This is a genomic window from Streptomyces sp. NPDC005195, from assembly GCF_040608315.1.
Classification (GTDB): domain Bacteria; phylum Actinomycetota; class Actinomycetes; order Streptomycetales; family Streptomycetaceae; genus Streptomyces; species Streptomyces kaempferi.
The window spans coordinates 227,777-247,343 of record NZ_JBEXHZ010000004.1 but is presented as its reverse complement, the minus strand read 5'-3'; the positions used below and the strand labels follow the sequence as shown (position 1 = coordinate 247,343).

The following is a 19,567-nucleotide window of genomic DNA, read 5'->3' as shown; positions in this document are numbered from 1 at the left end:
GTCAGCCGCTCTTCGTGTACGTCAGGGCGTCGCCGGAGCCCGAGTTCACCCGGCGCAGAGTGCCGTCCGGCAGCAGGGTCACCTCGGAGGCGGCGCCCGGGGCGCAGGAGGAGAGCGGTTCGCCGGAGGAGACCTGGGAGGGACCGATCCGCAGCGGGCCGCCGCCCGGGGCGGCGGTCAGCTCGGCCTGGAAGACGCAGTGGTACGTGCCGCTGCCGAGCGGGCCGTCCGCGGTGAGCGAGAGGACCGTGTCGCCGACCTCGCCCTGCTGGATCGTGAGCCGGCGCGTGTTGTGCCCCGTCGTGTTGTCGATGGAGGCGTCCCAGGTGCCGAGGAACGCCTCCGGGACCGTCCCGCCCTCCGCCGACGGCGAGGCGGAGGACTCCGCGGGGGCGGAGGTGGAGGCCGACGGCCCGGACGCCGTCGGGCCCGGGGTCGTGGGCGCGCTGGCGGCCGGGGCCCCCTTGGAGTCGTCGGTGGTGCCGTCGCCGCCGCCCCGCATCAGGGCGTAGACGGAGCCGCCCGCGCCCAGCGCGACGACCAGCGCCACCACGATCAGGGCGGCGGTGGAACGGCCGCTTCGGCGCGGGGGCTCCAGGGAGTCGGGGGCGGGCCCGCCCCCGGGGCCGTACGGCGTCGTCGAGCCGTAGGAGCCCGGCGGAGTGCCCCAGCCGCCCTGTGGATAGCCGTACGCGGGCGGCCCCGAGGGGCTGGGGTGCTGCTGGGGATAGCCGTACGCCGGGTGCTGGGCGGGCGGTGCGGCCGGCGGGGGCGTCCCGTGGAAGCCCCCGATCATCGTGGGGAGATGGTCCGCGGCGCCCGGCTGCCCCGGCGGCGGAGTGGCGGCGTGCTCCGGGGCGACCTCGGGAACCGGCGCGGCGCCGGAGGCGACGGGGGCAACAGGTGCGGCGGGCGCGGCGGATGCGGCCGGTGCGGCAGATGCCGCAGGGGACTTGGAAAGGTCCACGGCCGGGTCCGGAGCCCGCTCCGGGGCCGGCGGGAGCGCGGCGGGAGCCGCGTCCGGATTCTCCGTGTCCAGCAACCGCACCGCGTGCCGCCCCAGTTGGGCCACCAGCGCGCTCGGCAGCCACGGGTCACGGGACCGGCCGCCCGAGACGGTGTCCTCCGCGCCGGTCCGCTCCAGGATCTCGTCGAGCGAGGGCCGCGCCGCGGGATCCTTGCGCAGACAGTGCCGTACGAGGTCGGCGAGCCCCTCAGGTACGCCCTCCAGGTCCGGGTCCTCCTGCGCGATGCGGAACATCATCGCGTGCACCCCGCTGCTCGTCGCCCCGAAGGGCAGCACGCCCGTGGCGGCGTACGACAGGACCGACCCCAGGCAGAAGATGTCGCACGCGGGTGTGACACGGTCGCCGCGGACCTGTTCGGGCGCCATGAAACCGGGAGAGCCGACGAGCGCGCCGGTGCGGGTGAGGCCGCCGTCGGTGACCGTCTCCAGGGCGCGCGCGATCCCGAAGTCGATGACGCGCGGGCCGTCGATCGTCACCAGCACGTTGGAGGGCTTGAGGTCGCGGTGGACGATTCCGGCCGCGTGGATGTCCTTCAGGGCGTGCGCGAGGCCGGCCGCGAGGATGCGCACGGAACGCTCCGGGAGCGCGCCGTGGTCGTGGCCGACGACACTCTGCAGGCTGGGCCCGGCCACGTAACCGGTCGCGACCCACGGGATGTCGGCCTCCGTGTCCGCGTCCAGCACGGGCGCGGTCCAGTAGCCGCCGACCCTGCGCGCGGCCTGCACCTCCTGCCGGAAGCGGGCCCGGAACTCCTCCTGCTCGGCCAGTTCCTCGCGCACCAGTTTCACGGCGACGGTACGGCCGCGGTCCGAGCGCGCGAGATAGACGTTCCCCATCCCGCCGGCACCGAGCCGCGCCATCAGCCGGTAGACCCCGATCTGACGTGGGTCCCCGCCCCCCAGTTTCTCCATCGTCGCGCGCCTCCCCCGTACGTGTGCAACAGCCCGAGGATAGTGCGGCCGTACGGGGAGGCGGGCGGGGTGGTGTCTACGGTTCCGTAACAGCGTCTGGCGTTTCCGTGACGCCCGTCGCGAGGCCGCCGGGCGTCCCCGAGAGGTCACCGGGCACCGCCGAGCGCCGCTCCGGCACCCGTCCCACGCCTCCGTACCCGCGTCCGTCTCCGTTCCGCCTCCGTGTCCGTCTGCGGGTCCCCACGCCCGACAGACTGTCGCGGAAAGCCCCGGACCGCAGACAGGACGCCGATATCGCGTCCGCTCCGCGGACACCTACGCTTCGGCGCATGACCCCTCAGCCCAACCCCCAGGTCGGCGCCGCAGTGAAGGCCGCGGACCGCGCGCACGTGTTCCACTCCTGGTCCGCGCAGGAGCTCATCGACCCGCTCGCCGTCGCCGGCGCGGAGGGGTCGTACTTCTGGGACTACGACGGCAAGCGGTATCTGGACTTCACCAGCGGGCTCGTCTTCACCAACATCGGCTACCAGCATCCGAAGGTCGTCGCCGCGATCCAGGAGCAGGCCGCCACACTGTCGACGTTCGCGCCCGCCTTCGCCGTCGAGGCGCGGTCGGAGGCGGCCCGGCTGATCGCCGAGCGGACCCCGGGCGACCTGGACAAGGTCTTCTTCACCAACGGCGGCGCCGAGGCCGTCGAGAACGCGACGCGGATGGCCCGGCTGCACACCGGGCGCCCGAAGATCCTCTCCGCGTACCGCTCGTACCACGGCGCCACCTCCACCGCGATCAACCTCACCGGTGACCCCCGGCGCTGGCCGAACGACATCGGCGCGGCCGGCGTCGTCCACTTCTGGGCGCCGTTCCTCTACCGCTCCCCCTTCCACGCGGAGAACGAGCGCCAGGAGTGCGAGCGGGCGCTCCAGCACCTGGAGGACACGATCGCCTTCGAGGGGCCGGCCACCATCGCGGCCGTCATCCTGGAGACGATCCCCGGCACGGCGGGCATCATGACGCCCCCGCCCGGCTACCTCGCCGGGGTGCGGGAGATCTGCGACCGGTACGGGATCGTCTTCGTCCTGGACGAGGTCATGGCCGGGTTCGGGCGGACCGGCAAGTGGTTCGCCGCCGATCACTACGACGTGACGCCGGACCTGATGACCTTCGCCAAGGGCGTGAACTCCGGGTACGTGCCGCTGGGCGGTGTGGCCATCTCCGCGGAGATCGCGGAGACCTTCGCGCGCCGGCCCTACCCCGGGGGGCTCACGTACTCCGGGCATCCGCTGGCCTGCGCCGCGGCCGTCGCCACGATCAACGTGATGGAGGAGGAGGGCATCGTCGAGCAGGCCGCGCGGATCGGTGAGACGGTGCTCGGTCCCGGGCTGCGTGAGCTCGCCGAGCGGCACCCCAGTGTCGGCGAGGTGCGCGGTACGGGGGTCTTCTGGGCCCTTGAGCTGGTCAAGGACCGGGAGACGCGGGAACCGCTGGTGCCGTACAACGCGGCGGGGACGGACAACGCGCCGATGGCGGCGTTCGGGGCGACCGCGAAGGCCGGTGGCCTGTGGCCCTTCATCAACATGAACCGCACGCATGTCGTGCCGCCGTGCAACGTCACGGAGGCCGAGGCGAAGGAGGGGCTCGCCGTGCTGGACGCGGCGCTGGCCATAGCCGACGAATACACCGTCTGACGCCGACGGCCCTCCGTCGCCGGCCCCGTCGTCCCTGGGGCCCCATAGCCCCTGGGGCCCCGCCCCGGACCCCGCCAGGGGCGTTGCGCCCCTTGGACCCCCGCCATCGCCCGAAGGGCTCGTCCTCAAGCGCCGGACGGGCTGGACGGGCGCCCGCGCCACCAGCCCGTCCGGCCTTGAGGACAACGCCCTCGAGGCCGGAGCGGGGGCCTGGGGGCGGAGCCCCCGGGTACGGACGGGCCGGGCAGGGGCGGCGGGGGCGAGGAAAGCCCTGAGGGAACCCCACCGCGTAAAGTGACGTGCTCATAGACGAACCACAAGCGCACGCACGTGCACCCGTACGCGATGGGGGAGCGACACACCATGCCCGGCACCGGCGGCAATGGCGCCGTAACCCGCAGCACCCTGCGGCAGCAGATCGCCGACGCACTCCGCGACGAGGTGCTGGCAGGCCGCCTCCAGCCGGGGCAGGAGTTCACGGTGAAGGAGATCGCCGAGCAGTACGGCGTCTCCGCGACCCCGGTCCGCGAGGCCCTCGTCGACCTGTCGGCGCAGGGACTGCTGGACGCGGACCAGCACCGCGGCTTCCGTGTGCACGAGTACTCACCGGCCGACTTCCGCGGCATGATCGAGGCCCGCAGCCTCGTCACGGACGGGATGTTCCACAGCCTCATCGAGGGCGACGGCATGAAACTGGCCGACGATCCACGCGTCCTCGCCGCCCTCGCGGGCGTCCGCCGCCGCGGCGAGGAGGCCCAGCGCGCCGCCGCCGCGGGCGACCTGAACATCCTCATCGGCTACGACCTCCGCTTCTGGCGCGAACTGAGCGCCCTCTTCGGCAACGCCCACCTGGCCGACTTCCTGCACCGCCTGCGTGTCCAGTCCTGGGTGTGCACGGTGCAGCGCCTGCGCAGGGTGGACGACCTGAGGGGCTACCTCTGGGCGGGGCACACGGAGCTGGTGGACGCGCTCGCGCGGCGCGACCCGCGCGCGGCGCACGCGCTCGTCACCGAGTACAACGCGCACTCCCTGGCCCTCATAGAACGTCTGGTCGCCGAATGAGCGCGCCCCACACCGCGGACGTCATAGAGGACATGCCGGCCCCTGCCATCGACCTGTCGGTCGTCGTCCCCGCCTACAACGAGGAACGACGGCTCGCGCCGACGCTCGACGCGATCATCACGCACCTGAGCGACAACGAGAGCCGCTTCGGCAGCTGGGAACTGATCGTCGTGGACGACGGCTCCACCGACGGCACGAGGGACGTCGTCGAGGCCGTCCACGCCCGCGAACCCCGCGTCCAGCTCGTCACCAGTCCCCGCAACCGCGGCAAGGGCAGCGCCCTGCGCCTGGGCGTCCTCGCCTCGTGCGGCCGTCGCGTCCTCGTCACGGACGCCGACCTGGCCGCGCCGATCGAGGAGCTGGAGCTGCTCGACAAGGCGCTCGGCGAGGACCACGCGGCCGCGATCGGATCACGGGCCACGCCCGGCGCCACGATAGACACGCACCAGCACCGGCTGCGCGAGCTGCTCGGCCGCGCCGGGAACTTCCTGATACGCAGCGTCGCGGTGCCCGGCATACGCGACACCCAGTGCGGGTTCAAGCTCTTCGACGGGGAGCGGGCACGGGAGGCGTTCGGCGCGTCGCGGCTCAACGGCTGGGGCATCGACGTGGAGGTGCTCCAGCACTTCCGCCGCTCGGGCTGGCCGGTGGCGGAGGTTCCGGTCCGCTGGTCCCACCAGCCCGGCTCGAAGGTACGGCCCCTCGACTACGGCCGCGTCCTCGCCGAACTGGCCCTCCTCAAGGCCCGCTCCGTCCGCCCCGCGGATCTCCTCGCGGTCTCGCTCTTCCTCCTCATGGCGGTCGCCCTCTACTCCGGCCGCTGGGCGGACCCGAACGGCCGCTACCTCCCGGACTCGCTCCAGGACCAGAACCAGTGGGAGTGGTTCTTCGCGGTCACGGCGGACAACATCCGCCATCTCCACAACCCGCTCTTCACCACCCTCCAGGGCTTCCCGGACGGCGTGAACCTCATGGCCAACACGGTCATGCTGGGCCTGTCCGTCCCCTTCGCACCGATCACCCTGCTCTTCGGCCCGGCGATCGCGCTCAGCCTCGTCATGACGCTGGGACTGGCCGCCACCGGCGCCGCCTGGTACTGGCTGATCGTCAAACGGGTCGTGGGGCACCGGGGTGCGGCGTTCGTCGGCGCCACGCTGGCCGCCTTCGCCCCGCCGATGGTCAGCCACGCCAACGCGCACCCGAACTTCGTGATCCTGTTCATGATCCCGCTGATCATCGACCGGGCGCTGCGGCTGTGCGCCGGCACGCGCGTCGTCCGGGACGGGATCGTGCTCGGCCTGATGGCGACGTACCAGATCTTCCTCGGCGAGGAGCCCCTGCTGCTCGCGTCGATGGGCATGGCGCTCTTCGCCCTCGGCTACGGGCTCGCCCGACGCGACACCGCCCGGGCCGCGTGGCGTCCGCTGTTGAACGGGCTGGCGGTGGCGGGGGCCGTATGCCTGCCGATCGTCGCGTTCCCGCTGTACTGGCAGTTCGCGGGGCCGCAGAGCTACGGGAGCGTGCTCCACGGCGACAACGCAGGCAACAGCCCCCTCGCGCTCCTCTCCTTCGCCGAGCGCTCGCTGCTCGCCGGGAACGCCGAGAGTGCGGGCGCTCTCTCCCTCAACCCCACCGAGCAGAACGCCTTCTACGGGTGGCCGCTGGCCGTGTTCGCCTTCGCGGTCGTCGTACGGCTGTGGGAGCGGGCGCTCGTCAAAGCCCTCGCCTTCACGGCGCTGGCCGCGGCGATGCTCTCACTGGGCCCGAAATTCCGCATTCCGACGACCGACATCGTGCTGCCCGGCCCCTGGGCGCTGCTGTCCGGCAAACCCCTCTTCGAGTCCGTCATCGAGGGACGGGTCGCGATGATCTGCGCGCCCGCGCTGGGAATGCTGGTGGCGGTCGCGATCGAGCGGCTGCTGAGCACCCGCCGTGCCGCCACCCAGTACTTCGGCGCGCTGGCCGTCGCCGCCGCGCTGCTCCCCCTCGTCCCGGCACCCCTCAAGACGATCGACCGGGCGCCGGCCCCCGCCTTCTTCACCGACGGAACGTGGCGGGCGTACGTCGACCCGGCCAGGGGCGAGTCCCTGGTGCCGGTGCCGCTGCCGGACCCGGGCGACGCGCAGGCGCTGCACTGGCAGACGGCGGCGGGCCTCGGCTTCCCCCTGCCCGGCGGGTATTTCAACGGCCCCTACGGCCCCGAGCACATCGGCATCTACGGGGCCTCGCCCCGCTTCACGTCCAACATGCTGCGCGACGTGCGGTACTCGGGCACGATCCCCGTGATCGGCAAGAACTGGCAGGCGCAGGCCCGCGCCGATTTCGCGTACTGGAAGGCGGGCGCGCTGGTGCTGGTCCCGCAGCCCCACCAGGACGAGCTGCGGCAGGCCGTGGACAAGCTGGTGGGCCGCCCCGGCACGTGGGTGCACGGGGTCTGGGTATGGGATCTGCACGAGGGGGACTGAGGACGGGTCCCACGCATTACGCTTCCCTGACCACCGTGCTTCCCCAGGAGCTAGAGGAGCCGTCTGTTGGCCTGTGACCTGTGGCTTGTCCCGCTCGTCGACGTGCTGTGCCACACCCCCGACAACCCGTTCGCCGAGGAACTGGCGCTGTACGACAAGGTGCTGGGCGAGGCCGGGCTTCCGCCGGTCCCCGTGTACGCCTACATGCCGGGACTCTCCGGCGACGTCGCCCCGGTCGCGGGCTTCGACTACGACGCCCTGCACTTCCTGCGCCGGGCGTACCTGCTGCAGATGTGCGGTCTCGCGGTCACCCCGGTGGACGAACTGGGCGGCGACTACGAGCAGCTGCTGGAGATGTTCCAGACGAACGCCCAGCAGTCGCATCTGGTCTGGCACTACGACCACGCGGGCGCGTACGTACCGGTCGACTTCCCGCATCCGCTCGCCAACGACGAGCTCCTCGCCGGGGGCGGCCCGCTGGGCTCCTCCCAGACGCTGCTGCGCGAGCTGGAGTTCGTGGCCCCTTCGATCGGCATCGACCCGGCCAATCCGCCGACCGCCCCGCAGCCGCCGGCCGCCCCCACGGAACTCGAGGAGCCGGCCGCTCCCGCCCCTTACGACGCGAGCCCCTTCGCCCGTGAGCGGCACGTCTGGCTGGGCCTGCACGCGGCGGCTACCCGCAGCCTCGCCCAGGGCTCGATGATCATCTTCAGCTGAGGCGCGTCCCGGCCGGCCGGGTCGGGGCCCGCTCCGCGCGTCCCCCCTGGCGGCCGTCTCCGCGCCTCTCGGCCCGGCGTCGCGGCCTCGGCGCCCCTGTACGCGGCCGCCCCTCCGCGCTCGCGCGGCCCGTACGGCCGTCCCACCGCGCCTGCGAAGCCCGCGGGCCGTCCCCTGCGCGCCCGAGTACCCCCGGCCGTCCTCCGCGCCCACGAGGCCGCCCCCGTCTCTCGATCACCTCGCCCCCGGCCGGCGGTCCCGCCCCGGCCCCCTCGGCCGCGCCGGTCTGTCCTCACGGCCTTCCGTTCCCTCGGACGAGGTGGTCCGAGGCCGGGCGGGACGGGCTGACGGGTCACCGGTAGCGCGCAGTCGTGTTGCGACCGATCGGGTTGTGTCTGGGCCCGGACCGGCGTGGGACCTGGCGGATGAACCACGATGAAGTAGCAGGTCAGAGGGGTTCGGCCGGGTCCGGGGCGGCATCGGGGCGCCCGCCGGGCGGCGCCGGGACCCGCGCCGGTTGCGCGGCTCGAGTGGTGAGCGGGCCGGGAGGGGCTGACGGTGGATCACGTCGGGGTCGGGTTCCCCACGTGCTGACAAATCGTCAGCGGCTCGGCTGCGACGGAAGGACTCGACAATGCGCTCTGCCCGCATGCTTCTCGCTACCGCGACGGCCACGGCCGCCCTCGCGATTGCCGCTCCCGGCGCCTTCGCCGCCACGGCGGGCGAAGGTGGCCACGACGACTCCTCCTACAGCAACGAACAGGACGCCGGCAGCGGGCACGACAGGCCCAACGGCGGCATGCACACCGGCGGCGGCGCGCTCAACAAGGTGAAGATCGGTCCGCTCGCCACGGTGAAGGGCGGCAAGCACACCAAGGTGAAGAGCGACGACCAGGGCGAGGGCGGCGACTCGGGCTGGGGCGGCGACTCCGACCAGGGCGGCGACTCCGACCAGGGCGGCAAGGGCTCCGGCCGTGGTGGGGACTCCGACCGTGGCGGGGACTCCGGCCGCGGTGGCGACTCCGGCCGTGACGACGAGGGCTCCGACCACGACAAGCCCCGGGGCGGCATGCACACCGGCGGCGGCGCGCTCAGCATGCTGAAGAGCGACGACTGGAACAAGGACGACGCGAAGTTCAACCCGGAGACCTACAAGAACGACAACGGCGGCGGCACCGGCGGCAACGGCAACGGCCGCGACAACGGAGGGTCCGGTTCCGGCCGTGACAACGGAGGCAACGGCAACGGCAACGGCAACGGAGGGAACGGCAACGGCAACGGCAACGGGGGCAACGGCAACGGCCGCGACAACGGAGGCAACGGCAACGGCAACGGCAACGGCAACGGCGGCAACGACTCCGGGCGCGACAACGGCGGAGGCAACGGCGGCAACGACTCGGGCCGCGACAAGCCGAACGGCGGCATCCACACCGGCGGCGGCGCGCTCGCCGGAAAGAGCGTCACGGCCGGCGGTCTCGCGATCCTGACCCTCGGCGCGGCGGGCGTGTACGCGATGCGCCGCAGGAGCGCGGCGGGCGGCATGTCCTGACCGGTGCCCGGCGCCCTATCGGCCGAGGCCGCCGCGGGTCGCCCCCGTCGTGACGGCCCGGCCGGGTTGCCCGCGAGCTGTACCCGCTCCGCCGCAGTGCCCTAGTGAGGTGGTTCCCGATGACAGCCCGGCTGTCCTCCCCTGCCGTGACCGAGTCCGCGCCGCAAGGGCAGGGCTCCCGTTCCGGCGTGCCGTTCAGCGTCTGGTGCGCCGGAATCCTGCTTCTGGTGCTGGGCGTGTTCGGCGGCCACGCCAAACCGGCCGACGACTCCCGGACGTCCCACGACGCCGCCGCGCTCATGCCGTGGTCGACCCCGGTGCCGGGCAAGCACCTGCCGTCGTCCGCGCCGACCCGGCTGGTCATCCCGAAGATCGGGGTGGACGCGCCCTTCACGGCCCTCTCCGTCGACGCCAAGGGCCACCTCAACCCTCCGCCCGCGGACAACGTGAACATGGTCGGCTGGTACGCCGACGGAGTGACCCCGGGGGAGGCGGGAACCTCGATCGTCGCCGGGCACGTGGACACGAAGACCTCGGCGGCCGTGTTCGCGAGACTCAGCTCGCTGAAGAAGGGGGACACCTTCAAGGTGGAGAAGGCGGACGGCCTCACCGCGTCCTTCGTGGTCGACGATGCCGAGACCTTCGAGAAGGACCACTTCCCCAACGACCGCGTGTACGCCGACACCCCGCAGGCCCAGGTCCGGCTGATCACCTGCGCCGGTGACTACGACCACAGCGCGAAGGACTACACCGAGAACCTGGTGGTCTTCGCCCACCTCGTCTGAACGGCGCCACCGCGGCCGACGCCCCCGGCAGGAGGGCGCGGACCGCGGCAGGAGGGCGCGGCACGCGGGCCGGTCGCGTGCGGCGCCGGCCCTACGCGGGTGCCTCAGAACACCGGCGTTCCGTCCTGCGTCAGCTTCCAGTTGCCGTCGGCGAAGTCCGCCGGGTCGAGGGTGCCCTTGGACGTGACGTAGTCGATCATCAGCTGGCGGATCTCGTTGGTGGAGCTGTAGGCGATGTCGGCGGCCGCGATGTGCGGGTAGCCGCTGCCGCCGTTGGCGCGGTAGTTGTTGACCGCCACCACGAAGACCTGGTCGTCGGTCACCGGCGCGCCCTTGTGGCTGAGGTTCTTGATCCGGGAGCCCTCGGCCTGGGCGATGTCGATGTCGTAGTCGACGCCCGCGGCGGTGTCGTACATGTAGTCCCAGAAGCTGTTGGCGTTGGTGAGGGTGGCGGTGTCCACCTTCGTGCCGGACGGGACCCGGTAGTAGTACTTCGCCGCGTACTCCAGGTAGTCCTTGAGCTGGGCGCCCGTGAGCTTCTTGCCGTAGAGGGTGTTGTCGTAGATGTAGAGCCCGGCCACGTCCCGGATGGTGACGTCGCCCCGCGGGATGTCCGCCGTACGGCTGAAGGGCGCGGCGACGGAGATGAGCGGGAGGGCCGCGTCGGCCGTCGACAGGCCGGTGGCGACGGCCGCCATCTGGACCTGGTGGATGAAGTCCATGACGGGGACGTCCTTCCAGCACGCCTCCGCAGCGGAGAGGTCGGCGGTGCACTTGCCGACGGGCGTGTTGACGTACTTCACGACCAGTTCGTGGTCCGCGGCCAGGAGCCTGGTGATCTCCGCGTCCTCGGCGACGGCGTTGCTGTTGAGGGTCTGCGCCTTGGTGCTCGTCACCTTCCACTGGCCGTGCGCGAGCTCGAGCTCGAAGTCGAAGACGGTCAGCCGCATGCCGTAGCAGTACGGCTCCGAGAGGACGACGTCCTTGCCCGTCCCGGTGTTGGTGACCGTGTAGGAGGAGACCTCGGTGTGGGTGTGGCCGACGAGGATGGCGTCGATGCCGGGCACCTGCTCGGCGACCAGGTTCGAGGCGTTCTCGACGTACGGGAGCTCGTCGCCGTACGAGGACGACCCGTCGAGGCCGGAGTGGTCGGTGAGGAACACGACGTCGCAGCCGAGGGCGCGCATCCGCGGCACGTACTTCTTCGCCTGCTCCACGAGGCCCGTGAACGCCATCTTCCCGGCGACGTTGTCCTTGTCCCACAGGGCGATCCCGGGGTTGGTCAGCCCCAGGATGCCGACCTTGATGTCCGGGGCGCCGGGGACCCGGATGCGCTTGACGGTGTACGGCTGGAAGGCGGGCCGGAGCGTCCTGGCGTCCAGCGCGTTGGCGCCGAGCAGCGGGAAGTGGCACTGCTTCTCGAACCGGCGCAGGGTCTCGATGCCGTAGTTGAACTCGTGGTTGCCGAGCGCGGCGGCGTCGTACTTCATGGCGTTCATGGCGATCGCCATCGGGTGCGCCGGACCGCGCTTGCCGCCGGTGCCGGTGATGGGGTCGACGCGGGCGTAGTAGTACGCGAGCGAGGTCCCCTGGATGATGTCGCCCGCGTCCACGAGCAGCACCCGGTCCGCGCCCTTCGCGGCCCGCTGCTGCTTGACCAGGGTGGCGACCCGGGCGACGCCCACCGAGTTGCCGGCCTTGTCCGTGTACGCCGCGTCGGTGTAGTAGTCCCAGTCGAAGACGTGGCTGTGCAGGTCGGTCGTGCCCAGGATGGAGAACGACCAGGTACGGGGCTTCTTCCCGGGCTTGCCCCCGGCGGGCTCGCGGTCCGCGGCCCGGGCCGGGGTCGCCGCGGCCGTCCCCGCGACGGCCACGGCCGCGCCGGTGGCGGCGGACTTCTTCACGAACTCCCGGCGGTTCAGCGGGCTGACGGGCATACGGGGCTCCTGGATACGGGGGCGACGCGGGCGGAGGAACGGGCCGTGCGGGCCGCACGGGGACTACACGCGTAGATCGTGGTCGGGTCCCGCCCCGACCGGAACCAGGAGCAAGCCATGTCCAGGTCAAGGATGGGCATCCCGGGAGCGATCCGCATCTCGGCGCTCCCGGACCCGCCCTCGGCACCGGCCGTTCAGCACCCCTCCGCGACCGCGCGCAGCAGCAGGGCGTGGACGAGGTGATCGCGTGCCGTGGGCCGGTAGCGCCAGGCCAGGGGCCAGGTCAGGCCGTCCAGCGCGGGGACCGGGATGTACGCGACGCGGTGCGGGCCGGCGGTGAGACGGGTGACGCCGGGCGGCCACGAGCGGTGGGCGGTGCTGCCGGCGGGGACGAGGAAGTAGACGGCACGGCGTCCGCGGGCTTCCTCGACGACCGGGCCGGGGTTGCCCCCGGTCGCTCGCGCGAGGCGGTCGGCGACGGTGCGGCCGGGGTCGCCGTCCACCCGGACGGCGTCGAACTGGACACCGGCCTTGCGGAGTTGGATGCCGGACGGGGGGATCCAGTCCGGGATCTCCGGGGTGAGTGGGGGGACGGCGGGGTTTACTTCGTCACTTTGCGTATCCATGAGGACAGTTTCCGCAGGCGGGGCTAGCGTTTCCATGACTCTGCGTCGACCACTGGCAACGGTGCGAATGCCGACGCCGGGCAGTGGAGTTCGGTTGAGTTCGGTTGAGTGCGGAGGTGACCGCATGGCGCGGGCGGAGAACAAGGTGGAGGCGGGCGGGACGGCGCACATGGTCGCCGCCATGTCGAGGGCCTTCCGCGAGCAACAGCGGCTGACACAGGAGGAGTTGGGCAGGCAGATCGGTTACACGGCATCGGCGGTCAGCGCGATGGAGACGTGCGCGCAGCCTGCGAGCGACACGATGCTCGTCAAGCTGGAGGAGGTGATCGGGGGTGGGTTCGGGCTGTTCGAGACAGCGCGCAAGTACGTGCTCCTGGACAAATATCCGCCGCAGTTCAAGAACTTCGCGGTGATGGAGGCCCGCGCGGTGACGTTGTCGTCGTATGTGACATACGTGGTCAACGGGCTCCTCCAGACCGAGGGTTACGCGAGGGCCCTGATCGGCGGTGGCTATCCGAAACTCACAGAGGCGAAGGTGAACGAGCTGGTCGATGCCCGCATGGCACGCAAGGCGCTCCTCGAACGCGAACCGACCGCGATGGTCGAAGTGATCCTGGACGAGACGGTGCTGCGACGACCGTTCGGAAGCCGGGAGATCCTGCGTGAACAGTTGGACTCACTCGTCGAGGATGCTCAGCGAGACAATGTCAGCGTCCAAGTGATGCCCATGGAGCGTGGCTTACGCGGTACTCACGCGGGCGCCCGAGGAGACATGACCCTGGTGGAGACAGAAGAGCACCACCATGTGGTCTACATGGAGATCGAGGACGAGAGCCACCTCGTCAGCAATCCCAGCAAGGTCGCCCAGCTCTCGCACCGCTATGCGAAGATCCGCACACAGGCTCTGAGCCCGGACGACTCGCTGAGCCTCATCGAGCGGGTGGCAGGAGAAGACCAGCGATGACAAGCACCTTGCAGTGGTTCAAATCGAGCTACAGCAACGACAGCGGAGGCGAATGCCTCGAAGTCGCCTACGAAAACCGCCCCGCGCGAGTGGACGCCATCCACATCCGCGACTCCAAGAACCCCACCGGCCCCGCCCTCGCCGTCACCCCGGACGCCTGGCGCCGGTTCGCCGGGTCCGTCTGACGGTCCCGGACACAGCACACCCCCGGGTCGGCCGAAGCCTCGCCGGGGGCGCGCTCAACGGCCCTACGAGATGAACGAGTTGATCTCGATCGTCTCGTCGCGGCCGGGGCCTACGCCGATCGCCGAGATCGGGGCGCCCGACATGTCCTCCAGCGCCCTGACGTACGCCTGGGCGTTCTTCGGCAGGTCGGAGAAGGACTTCGCCTTGGTGATGTCCTCGGACCAGCCCGGCAGGGTCTCGTAGATCGGCTTCGCGTGGTGGAAGTCGGTCTGGGAGTACGGGAGTTCCTCGACGCGCTTGCCGTCGATCTCGTACGCCACGCAGACCGGGATCTCGTCCCAGCCGGTCAGGACGTCCAGCTTGGTGAGGAAGAAGTCCGTCAGGCCGTTGACCCGGGTCGCGTAGCGGGCGATGACCGCGTCGAACCAGCCGCAGCGGCGGTCACGGCCGGTCGTGACACCCCGCTCGCCGCCGATGCGGCGCAGCGCGTCGCCGTCGTCGTCGAAGAGCTCGGTCGGGAACGGGCCCGAGCCGACGCGGGTGGTGTACGCCTTCAGGATGCCGATGACCCGGCTGATCTTCGTCGGGCCGACGCCCGCGCCGGTGCAGGCGCCACCGGCGGTCGGGTTGCTGGACGTGACGAAGGGGTAGGTGCCGTGGTCGATGTCCAGCAGGGTGCCCTGGCCGCCCTCGAAGAGGACCACCTTGTTGTCGTCGAGCGCCTTGTTGAGCACCAGGACCGTGTCGGTCACGTACGGGCGCAGCCGCTCCGCGTACGTCAGCAGTTCCTCCACCACCTGGCCCGCCTCGATGGCGCGGCGGTTGAAGACCTTGGTGAGGAGCTGGTTCTTGCCGTCGAGGGCCGCCTCGACCTTCTGCGTCAGGATCGACTCGTCGTAGAGGTCCTGGACGCGGATGCCGACGCGGTTGATCTTGTCCGCGTAGGTGGGCCCGATGCCCCGTCCCGTCGTACCGATCTTCCGCTTCCCGAGGAAGCGTTCCGTCACCTTGTCGACGGTGACGTTGTACGGCGTGATGATGTGAGCGTTCCCGCTGATCAGAAGCTTGGAGGTGTCGACGCCGCGCTCGTTCAGTCCGTTCAGCTCGGAGAACAGGACCGACGGGTCGACGACGACTCCGTTTCCGATCACCGGAGTGCACTCCGGTGTGAGGATTCCGGAAGGGAGGAGGTGGAGGGCGTACTTCTGATCGCCCACGACTACCGTATGGCCGGCGTTGTTACCGCCCTGGTAGCGCACCACATAGTCCACGGATCCACCGAGCAGGTCGGTGGCCTTTCCCTTGCCTTCGTCACCCCACTGAGCACCGAGCAGCACAAGTGCGGGCACAGGCGTACACCCCTTCCGGGCGGGGCATGTCCAAGGTCGGAGACGTACGCTGCTGTTTCTTTGCACGGCTGCGTACGCCGGCGACCTCCTTTGGCCGCGACCGTCGGACCGGATGCCCCGGAATAGACGAAGCCCCTGGCGCAATAGCGCAAGGGGCTCTTGCACAAAGATGCTACCCGAGGAAGCGAGGCATGACCGAGGTGGCGGCTTCCGACCAGCTTCTGGTGGTCATCGACCCGGTCGCCCGACGCCGTGACGGTGAGTCGGTACGGATCGCAAAAGACGTGCTCAGCGCGGGTGCGGCCACCAAGGTGTGCCTCCCGGAGGGACCCGAGGAATTCGCCCGCGCGCTGGCCCGCAGAGGGGCCCGGAGGCCGGTCGTCGTGGGCGACGACCGGACGCTGCTGCGCGCTGTGTCCCTTTTGCACCGCCAACGGGATCTGGCCGTGTGCGGGTTGGCGCTGGTGCCCGTGGGGGGATCGCTCTCCCTGGCGCGGGCCCTGGGGGTGCCCACGAGCGCGGTGGCCGCGGCACGGGCGGTGCTCGACGGGGTCGAGCGGCGGCTGGATCTGCTGGTCGACGACAGCGACGGGGTCGTACTGGGGGCGCTGCGCATACCGCCGGTGGGCTCGCCGGTGCCGTTCTCCGACGGGGCCGAGGAGATGGGGGCCGACGCTCCTGGGGCGCATCCGTGGCTGCGTACCTGCCAGTCGTTGGTCCGTACGCTCGCCGCCCGGCCCGCCGGGGTGGCGTCGGGGCGGACGAGGGCCTGGGGACGGGTGGCGTCCCTGCCCGCCGGGCCGGGACCCTCGCGGCTGCGGGTCGAGGTCGACGGGGTGACCCTGGTCGATCTGGATCAGCCGGTGGAGACGGTGTCCGTGATACCAGGGGTCTCCGGGGGCGCGGAGGTGGAGGTGCGGCCGGTCTCCGTGGGGGCGCAGGCCTCGCCGTTGCGGATGGTGGGGCAGCGGGTCACCGTGTCCGGGGCCGACTTCCGCTACCGGGCGGATTCGGTGGTCTCGGGGCCGGTGCGGACGCGGACGTGGACGGTGCGGGAGGGCGGGTGGGGGCTGACCCTCCCGGGCTGAGGCCCGGCCGCCCGTCGTCAGTGGCCGCCGTCGCCGAACAGCTTCTCCCGGTGGGTGCGCCAGCGTTCCATCATCCCGGCGATCTCGCCGTCGATGAACTCGAAGAAGGCGAGGGTCTCGGCGAGCCGGCCTCCGGCGGGGGTCGCAGGACCGAGGCTCTCGACGCCCGCGCGCAGGGCCGTCTCCCATCGCTTGAGCACGGCGTCACGGCTGGTCAGCGCCTCGTACCACTGGTCGCTGTGCACGCGGTACCGCTCGCGCCGGGAGCCGGGGTCCCGCTCGCGCGAGACCATGTGCTGCTGCGCGAGATAACGCACCGCGCCGGAGACGGCGGCCGGACTGACCTGGAGCCGCTCGCCGAGTTCGGCGGAGGTCATGGCACCGGAGTCGGAGGCGAGCAGCGCCGCGAAGACCCGGGAGGGCATCCGCTGCATCCCGGCCTCGACGAGCTGCGCCGCGAAGCCCTCGACGAACTGCGAGACCGCCTCGGGATCCCGCTCCGCCGCACTCGGTCGCTCCATCTGCCGATCCTCTCCCCTGCTCACGCGTCACCGTCGAGTCTATCCGGAGTTCATACCTTTCCTTAACTTCACAAATTTCTGAAAGAAGCGTACGTTCTGAATCATGACGAAGGCACACCTCGCCCTGGAGGTATCCGCACTGCGCAAGTCGTTCGGCAGGACGCATGCCCTGGACGGTCTCGACCTGCGCGTCGAAGCCGGCGAGGTGCACGGTTTCCTCGGCCCGAACGGCTCCGGGAAGTCCACCACCCTCCGCGTCCTGCTCGGCCTGCTGCGGGCCGACGCGGGCACGGTACGGGTGCTGGACGGGGACCCCTGGAAGGACGCGGTGGAACTGCACCGCCGGATCGCCTACGTCCCCGGCGACGTGACGCTGTGGCGGAACCTGTCCGGCGGCGAGGTCATCGACCTCTACGGACGGCTGCGCGGCGGCCTCGACCGGGGCCGGCGCGAGGAGCTGATCCAACGGTTCGAGCTCGACCCCACCAAGAAGGGCCGCACCTACTCGAAGGGCAACCGCCAGAAGGTCGCCCTCGTCGCCGCCTTCGCCTCGGACGTCGACCTGCTGATCCTCGACGAGCCCACCTCCGGCCTCGATCCGCTGATGGAGGAGGTCTTCCAGCACTGCGTCGAGGAGGAGCGCGACCGGGGCCGCACGATCCTGCTGTCGAGCCACCTCCTCAGCGAGGTGGAGGAACTCTGCGACCGGGTCAGCATCATCCGCAGCGGCCGCACCGTCGAGAGCGGCACACTCGCCGAACTGCGCCACCTCACCCGTACCAGCGTCACCGCCGAACTCGCGGGCCCACCGGGCGCCCTGGCCGCGCTGCCCGGGGTGCACGACATCGACATCCAGGGGACCCGGGTGCGGCTCCAGGTCGACACGGACCAGCTGAACGCCGTACTGCGCTCGCTCACCGACTCCGGCGTACGGTCCCTGGCCGCCGCCCCGCCGACCCTGGAAGCCCTGTTCCTGCGGCACTACCAGGAGGACGCGCCGGCGGAGGCGATGGCGCGATGACCGCCACAGCCTTCGCGGTACGGACCGGAGGCACCCGCCCACTGGCCGGAACCGGCACCCTCCTGAGGTTCGCGCTGCGCCGCGACCGCGTGCTCACACCGCTGTGGACCGGTGTGATCGCGCTGATGGTCCTCTCGCTGCCGAACACGCTGAAGACGGTGTACGGCACCGCGGCCGAACGCGCCGGTCTGACACGGCAGATGCTCACCAACAGCTCGCTGCGTGCCACGTACGGGCCGGTGTTCAGTGATTCCCTCGGCGGCCTCACCGCCTGGCGCGTGGGCGGCTACGCCGGGCTGTTCGCCGGGATCATGAGCCTGCTCGTCGTCGTCCGGCACACCCGTGACGAGGAGGAGAGCGGCCGCCAGGAACTCCTCTCCTCCGCGAGGGTGGGACGGCGGGCCCCGCTGACGGCGGCGCTGCTGGCCGCCCTGGCCGCGAACGGCGCGCTCGCCGTGCTCATCGCGGGCGGACTGGCCGGCCAGGGCGCCCGGGGCGCCCTGGCGCTCGGACTCGGCGTCGGGGGCGTCGGCATGGTCTTCGCCACGGCGGCGGCGATCGTCGCCCAGTTCACGCAGAGCGCGCGGCTGGCGAAGGGGCTGACGGGCGGAGTGCTGGGCACGGCGTTCGTCCTGCGGGCGGCCGGTGACTCCGCGGCGACCGACGGTTCGTCCCCGCTGACCTGGGTGTCGCCGCTGGGCTGGCTGGAGAACGAGCGGCCGTTCGCGGACGAGCGGTGGTGGGTGCTGCTCCTGTTCGCCGTGGCCGTCACCCTTCAGGGCGCACTCGCCTACGCGCTCACCGGGCGGCGCGATGTCGGCATGAGCTTCCTGCCGACGCGGCCGGGACCGGCCTCGGGGCGGCTAGGCACGGCCTGGGCACTGGCCTGGCGGCTCCAGCGCGGCAGTGTGCTCGGCTGGAGCCTCGGCTTCCTCGCCGCCGGGACCGCGTTCGGCGGGATCACCAAGGGCGCGTCCGGCCTGGTCGGCGACAACGCCAGGACCCGCCAGATCATCGAGCGGATGGGCGGCCGGTCCGGGATCACGGACGCGTTCCTCGCCACGATGACCGGCATGCTCGGGATGGTGGCCGCGCTGTACATCGTCTCCTCCGTGCTGCGGCTGCACGGCGAGGAGACCTCCCAGCGGGCCGAGCCGATCCTCGCGAACGCGGTGGGACGGCTCCGCTGGGCAAGCGGGCACCTGGTCATCGCCTTCGGCGGAGCCGCGCTGATCCTGCTGCTGGGCGGAGCCGGTCTCGGGCTGGGCTACGGCCACGAGCCGGGGCCGGTCCTCGGCGCCTGCCTCCTCCAGATCCCGGCGGTCTGGACACTGGGCGGCCTGGCGGTCCTCCTGTACGGGGTCTTCCCCCGGTCGGCACCCGGCGCCTGGGGCGCGGCGGGCCTCGTCCTCCTGCTGGGCTGGATCGGGCCCGCCCTGGACGTCCCCCAGGTGCTCATGGACCTCTCCCCCTACGGCCACCTCCCCAAGCTGCCGGGCGGGGAGATGACCTGGACACCGGTGCTGGTCCTGACCGTCATCGCGGCGGGCCTGACCGCCGCCGGGCTGGCGACCCTGCGCCGACGGGACCTGAGCGCCTGACACCGCACACCCGCGCGGGTCACCCGCGGGCGCGGGCGTCCTCGGCGGAACGGCCGCCGCCCTGGCGCTGTG

General features: G+C 71.7%; 16 protein-coding genes. 11 read left to right on the top strand and 5 right to left on the bottom strand.

What is annotated here, in order from left to right:
* Position 1: 1 nt before the first annotated feature.
* Positions 2-1,939, bottom strand: coding sequence for a protein kinase (locus tag ABZV34_RS07395; protein ID WP_356272183.1), 1,938 nt, complete (start codon positions 1,937-1,939; stop codon positions 2-4).
* Positions 1,940-2,268: 329 nt separating this feature from the next.
* Between ABZV34_RS07395 and ABZV34_RS07390 the strand changes: the two genes are divergently transcribed.
* The 6 genes from ABZV34_RS07390 to ABZV34_RS07365 all read left to right on the top strand — a co-directional run bounded on the left by ABZV34_RS07390 (position 2,269) and on the right by ABZV34_RS07365 (position 10,202).
* Positions 2,269-3,624, top strand: coding sequence for an aspartate aminotransferase family protein (locus ABZV34_RS07390; protein ID WP_356272181.1), 1,356 nt, complete (start codon positions 2,269-2,271; stop codon positions 3,622-3,624).
* Positions 3,625-3,987: 363 nt separating this feature from the next.
* Positions 3,988-4,686, top strand: a complete 699-nt coding sequence (locus tag ABZV34_RS07385) for a GntR family transcriptional regulator (protein ID WP_356272179.1) — start codon at positions 3,988-3,990, stop codon at positions 4,684-4,686.
* Positions 4,683-7,151, top strand: a complete 2,469-nt coding sequence (locus ABZV34_RS07380; protein ID WP_356272177.1) for a glycosyltransferase — start codon at positions 4,683-4,685, stop codon at positions 7,149-7,151. The genes ABZV34_RS07385 and ABZV34_RS07380 overlap by 4 nt, the downstream gene beginning before the upstream one ends.
* A 66-nt stretch (positions 7,152-7,217) precedes the next feature.
* Complete coding sequence (locus tag ABZV34_RS07375) at positions 7,218-7,868, top strand: hypothetical protein (protein ID WP_356272175.1); 651 nt, start codon at positions 7,218-7,220, stop codon at positions 7,866-7,868.
* 634 nt (positions 7,869-8,502) lie between these two features.
* Positions 8,503-9,417: a hypothetical protein gene (locus ABZV34_RS07370; RefSeq protein WP_356272174.1), complete on the top strand. Its 915-nt coding sequence runs from the start codon at positions 8,503-8,505 to the stop codon at positions 9,415-9,417.
* A 119-nt stretch (positions 9,418-9,536) separates the two neighbouring features.
* A complete protein-coding gene (locus ABZV34_RS07365; protein WP_356272172.1) occupies positions 9,537-10,202 on the top strand; it encodes a class F sortase in 666 nt (221 codons plus the stop codon).
* Between the two features lie 104 nt (positions 10,203-10,306).
* On the opposite strand, the gene ABZV34_RS07360 is transcribed toward ABZV34_RS07365, so the two are convergent.
* Both ABZV34_RS07360 and ABZV34_RS07355 read right to left on the bottom strand, forming a co-directional pair.
* Positions 10,307-12,139 carry a 5'-nucleotidase C-terminal domain-containing protein gene (locus ABZV34_RS07360; RefSeq protein ID WP_356272170.1) on the bottom strand — a complete coding sequence of 611 codons (1,833 nt, stop codon included), beginning with the start codon at positions 12,137-12,139 and terminating at the stop codon, positions 10,307-10,309.
* A 194-nt stretch (positions 12,140-12,333) separates the two neighbouring features.
* Entirely contained in the window at positions 12,334-12,765 is a 432-nt protein-coding gene (locus ABZV34_RS07355; protein ID WP_356272168.1) for a hypothetical protein, read from the bottom strand.
* A 124-nt stretch (positions 12,766-12,889) separates the two neighbouring features.
* Here ABZV34_RS07355 and ABZV34_RS07350 point away from each other — a divergent pair, with 124 nt between their 5' ends.
* Both ABZV34_RS07350 and ABZV34_RS07345 read left to right on the top strand, forming a co-directional pair.
* Entirely contained in the window at positions 12,890-13,729 is an 840-nt protein-coding gene (locus tag ABZV34_RS07350; protein WP_356272166.1) for a helix-turn-helix transcriptional regulator, read from the top strand.
* Complete coding sequence (locus tag ABZV34_RS07345; protein WP_356272164.1) at positions 13,726-13,914, top strand: DUF397 domain-containing protein; 189 nt, start codon at positions 13,726-13,728, stop codon at positions 13,912-13,914. The genes ABZV34_RS07350 and ABZV34_RS07345 overlap by 4 nt, the downstream gene beginning before the upstream one ends.
* Positions 13,915-13,977: 63 nt before the next feature.
* Here the strand turns inward: ABZV34_RS07345 and ABZV34_RS07340 are convergent, their stop codons facing one another.
* Positions 13,978-15,264 (bottom strand): adenylosuccinate synthase, encoded by a 1,287-nt coding sequence (locus ABZV34_RS07340; RefSeq protein ID WP_356272162.1) that lies wholly within the window; start codon positions 15,262-15,264, stop codon positions 13,978-13,980.
* 191 nt (positions 15,265-15,455) lie between these two features.
* On the opposite strand from ABZV34_RS07340, the gene ABZV34_RS07335 reads away from it, so the two are divergent.
* Positions 15,456-16,352, top strand: a complete 897-nt coding sequence (locus ABZV34_RS07335; RefSeq protein WP_356272160.1) for a diacylglycerol kinase family protein — start codon at positions 15,456-15,458, stop codon at positions 16,350-16,352.
* Positions 16,353-16,369: 17 nt separating this feature from the next.
* On the opposite strand, the gene ABZV34_RS07330 is transcribed toward ABZV34_RS07335, so the two are convergent.
* Positions 16,370-16,873, bottom strand: a complete 504-nt coding sequence (locus ABZV34_RS07330; RefSeq protein WP_356272158.1) for a MarR family transcriptional regulator — start codon at positions 16,871-16,873, stop codon at positions 16,370-16,372.
* 103 nt (positions 16,874-16,976) lie between these two features.
* Here ABZV34_RS07330 and ABZV34_RS07325 point away from each other — a divergent pair, with 103 nt between their 5' ends.
* Positions 16,977-17,894, top strand: coding sequence for an ABC transporter ATP-binding protein (locus ABZV34_RS07325; RefSeq protein ID WP_356272156.1), 918 nt, complete (start codon positions 16,977-16,979; stop codon positions 17,892-17,894).
* A complete protein-coding gene (locus ABZV34_RS07320) occupies positions 17,891-19,495 on the top strand; it encodes an ABC transporter permease (RefSeq protein ID WP_356272154.1) in 1,605 nt (534 codons plus the stop codon). The genes ABZV34_RS07325 and ABZV34_RS07320 overlap by 4 nt, the downstream gene beginning before the upstream one ends.
* Positions 19,496-19,567 lie beyond the last annotated feature (72 nt).

Coding starts and splice junctions, on each gene's coding strand:
- ABZV34_RS07365 (WP_356272172.1), top strand. CDS start 9,537: ATGACAGCCCGGCTGTCCTCCCCTGCCGTGACCGAGTCCGCGCCGCAA.
- ABZV34_RS07325 (WP_356272156.1), top strand. CDS start 16,977: ATGACGAAGGCACACCTCGCCCTGGAGGTATCCGCACTGCGCAAGTCG.
- ABZV34_RS07330 (WP_356272158.1), bottom strand. CDS start 16,873: ATGGAGCGACCGAGTGCGGCGGAGCGGGATCCCGAGGCGGTCTCGCAG.
- ABZV34_RS07335 (WP_356272160.1), top strand. CDS start 15,456: ATGACCGAGGTGGCGGCTTCCGACCAGCTTCTGGTGGTCATCGACCCG.
- ABZV34_RS07355 (WP_356272168.1), bottom strand. CDS start 12,765: ATGGATACGCAAAGTGACGAAGTAAACCCCGCCGTCCCCCCACTCACC.
- ABZV34_RS07345 (WP_356272164.1), top strand. CDS start 13,726: ATGACAAGCACCTTGCAGTGGTTCAAATCGAGCTACAGCAACGACAGC.
- ABZV34_RS07390 (WP_356272181.1), top strand. CDS start 2,269: ATGACCCCTCAGCCCAACCCCCAGGTCGGCGCCGCAGTGAAGGCCGCG.
- ABZV34_RS07380 (WP_356272177.1), top strand. CDS start 4,683: ATGAGCGCGCCCCACACCGCGGACGTCATAGAGGACATGCCGGCCCCT.
- ABZV34_RS07350 (WP_356272166.1), top strand. CDS start 12,890: ATGGCGCGGGCGGAGAACAAGGTGGAGGCGGGCGGGACGGCGCACATG.
- ABZV34_RS07320 (WP_356272154.1), top strand. CDS start 17,891: ATGACCGCCACAGCCTTCGCGGTACGGACCGGAGGCACCCGCCCACTG.
- ABZV34_RS07370 (WP_356272174.1), top strand. CDS start 8,503: ATGCGCTCTGCCCGCATGCTTCTCGCTACCGCGACGGCCACGGCCGCC.
- ABZV34_RS07360 (WP_356272170.1), bottom strand. CDS start 12,139: ATGCCCGTCAGCCCGCTGAACCGCCGGGAGTTCGTGAAGAAGTCCGCC.
- ABZV34_RS07395 (WP_356272183.1), bottom strand. CDS start 1,939: ATGGAGAAACTGGGGGGCGGGGACCCACGTCAGATCGGGGTCTACCGG.
- ABZV34_RS07385 (WP_356272179.1), top strand. CDS start 3,988: ATGCCCGGCACCGGCGGCAATGGCGCCGTAACCCGCAGCACCCTGCGG.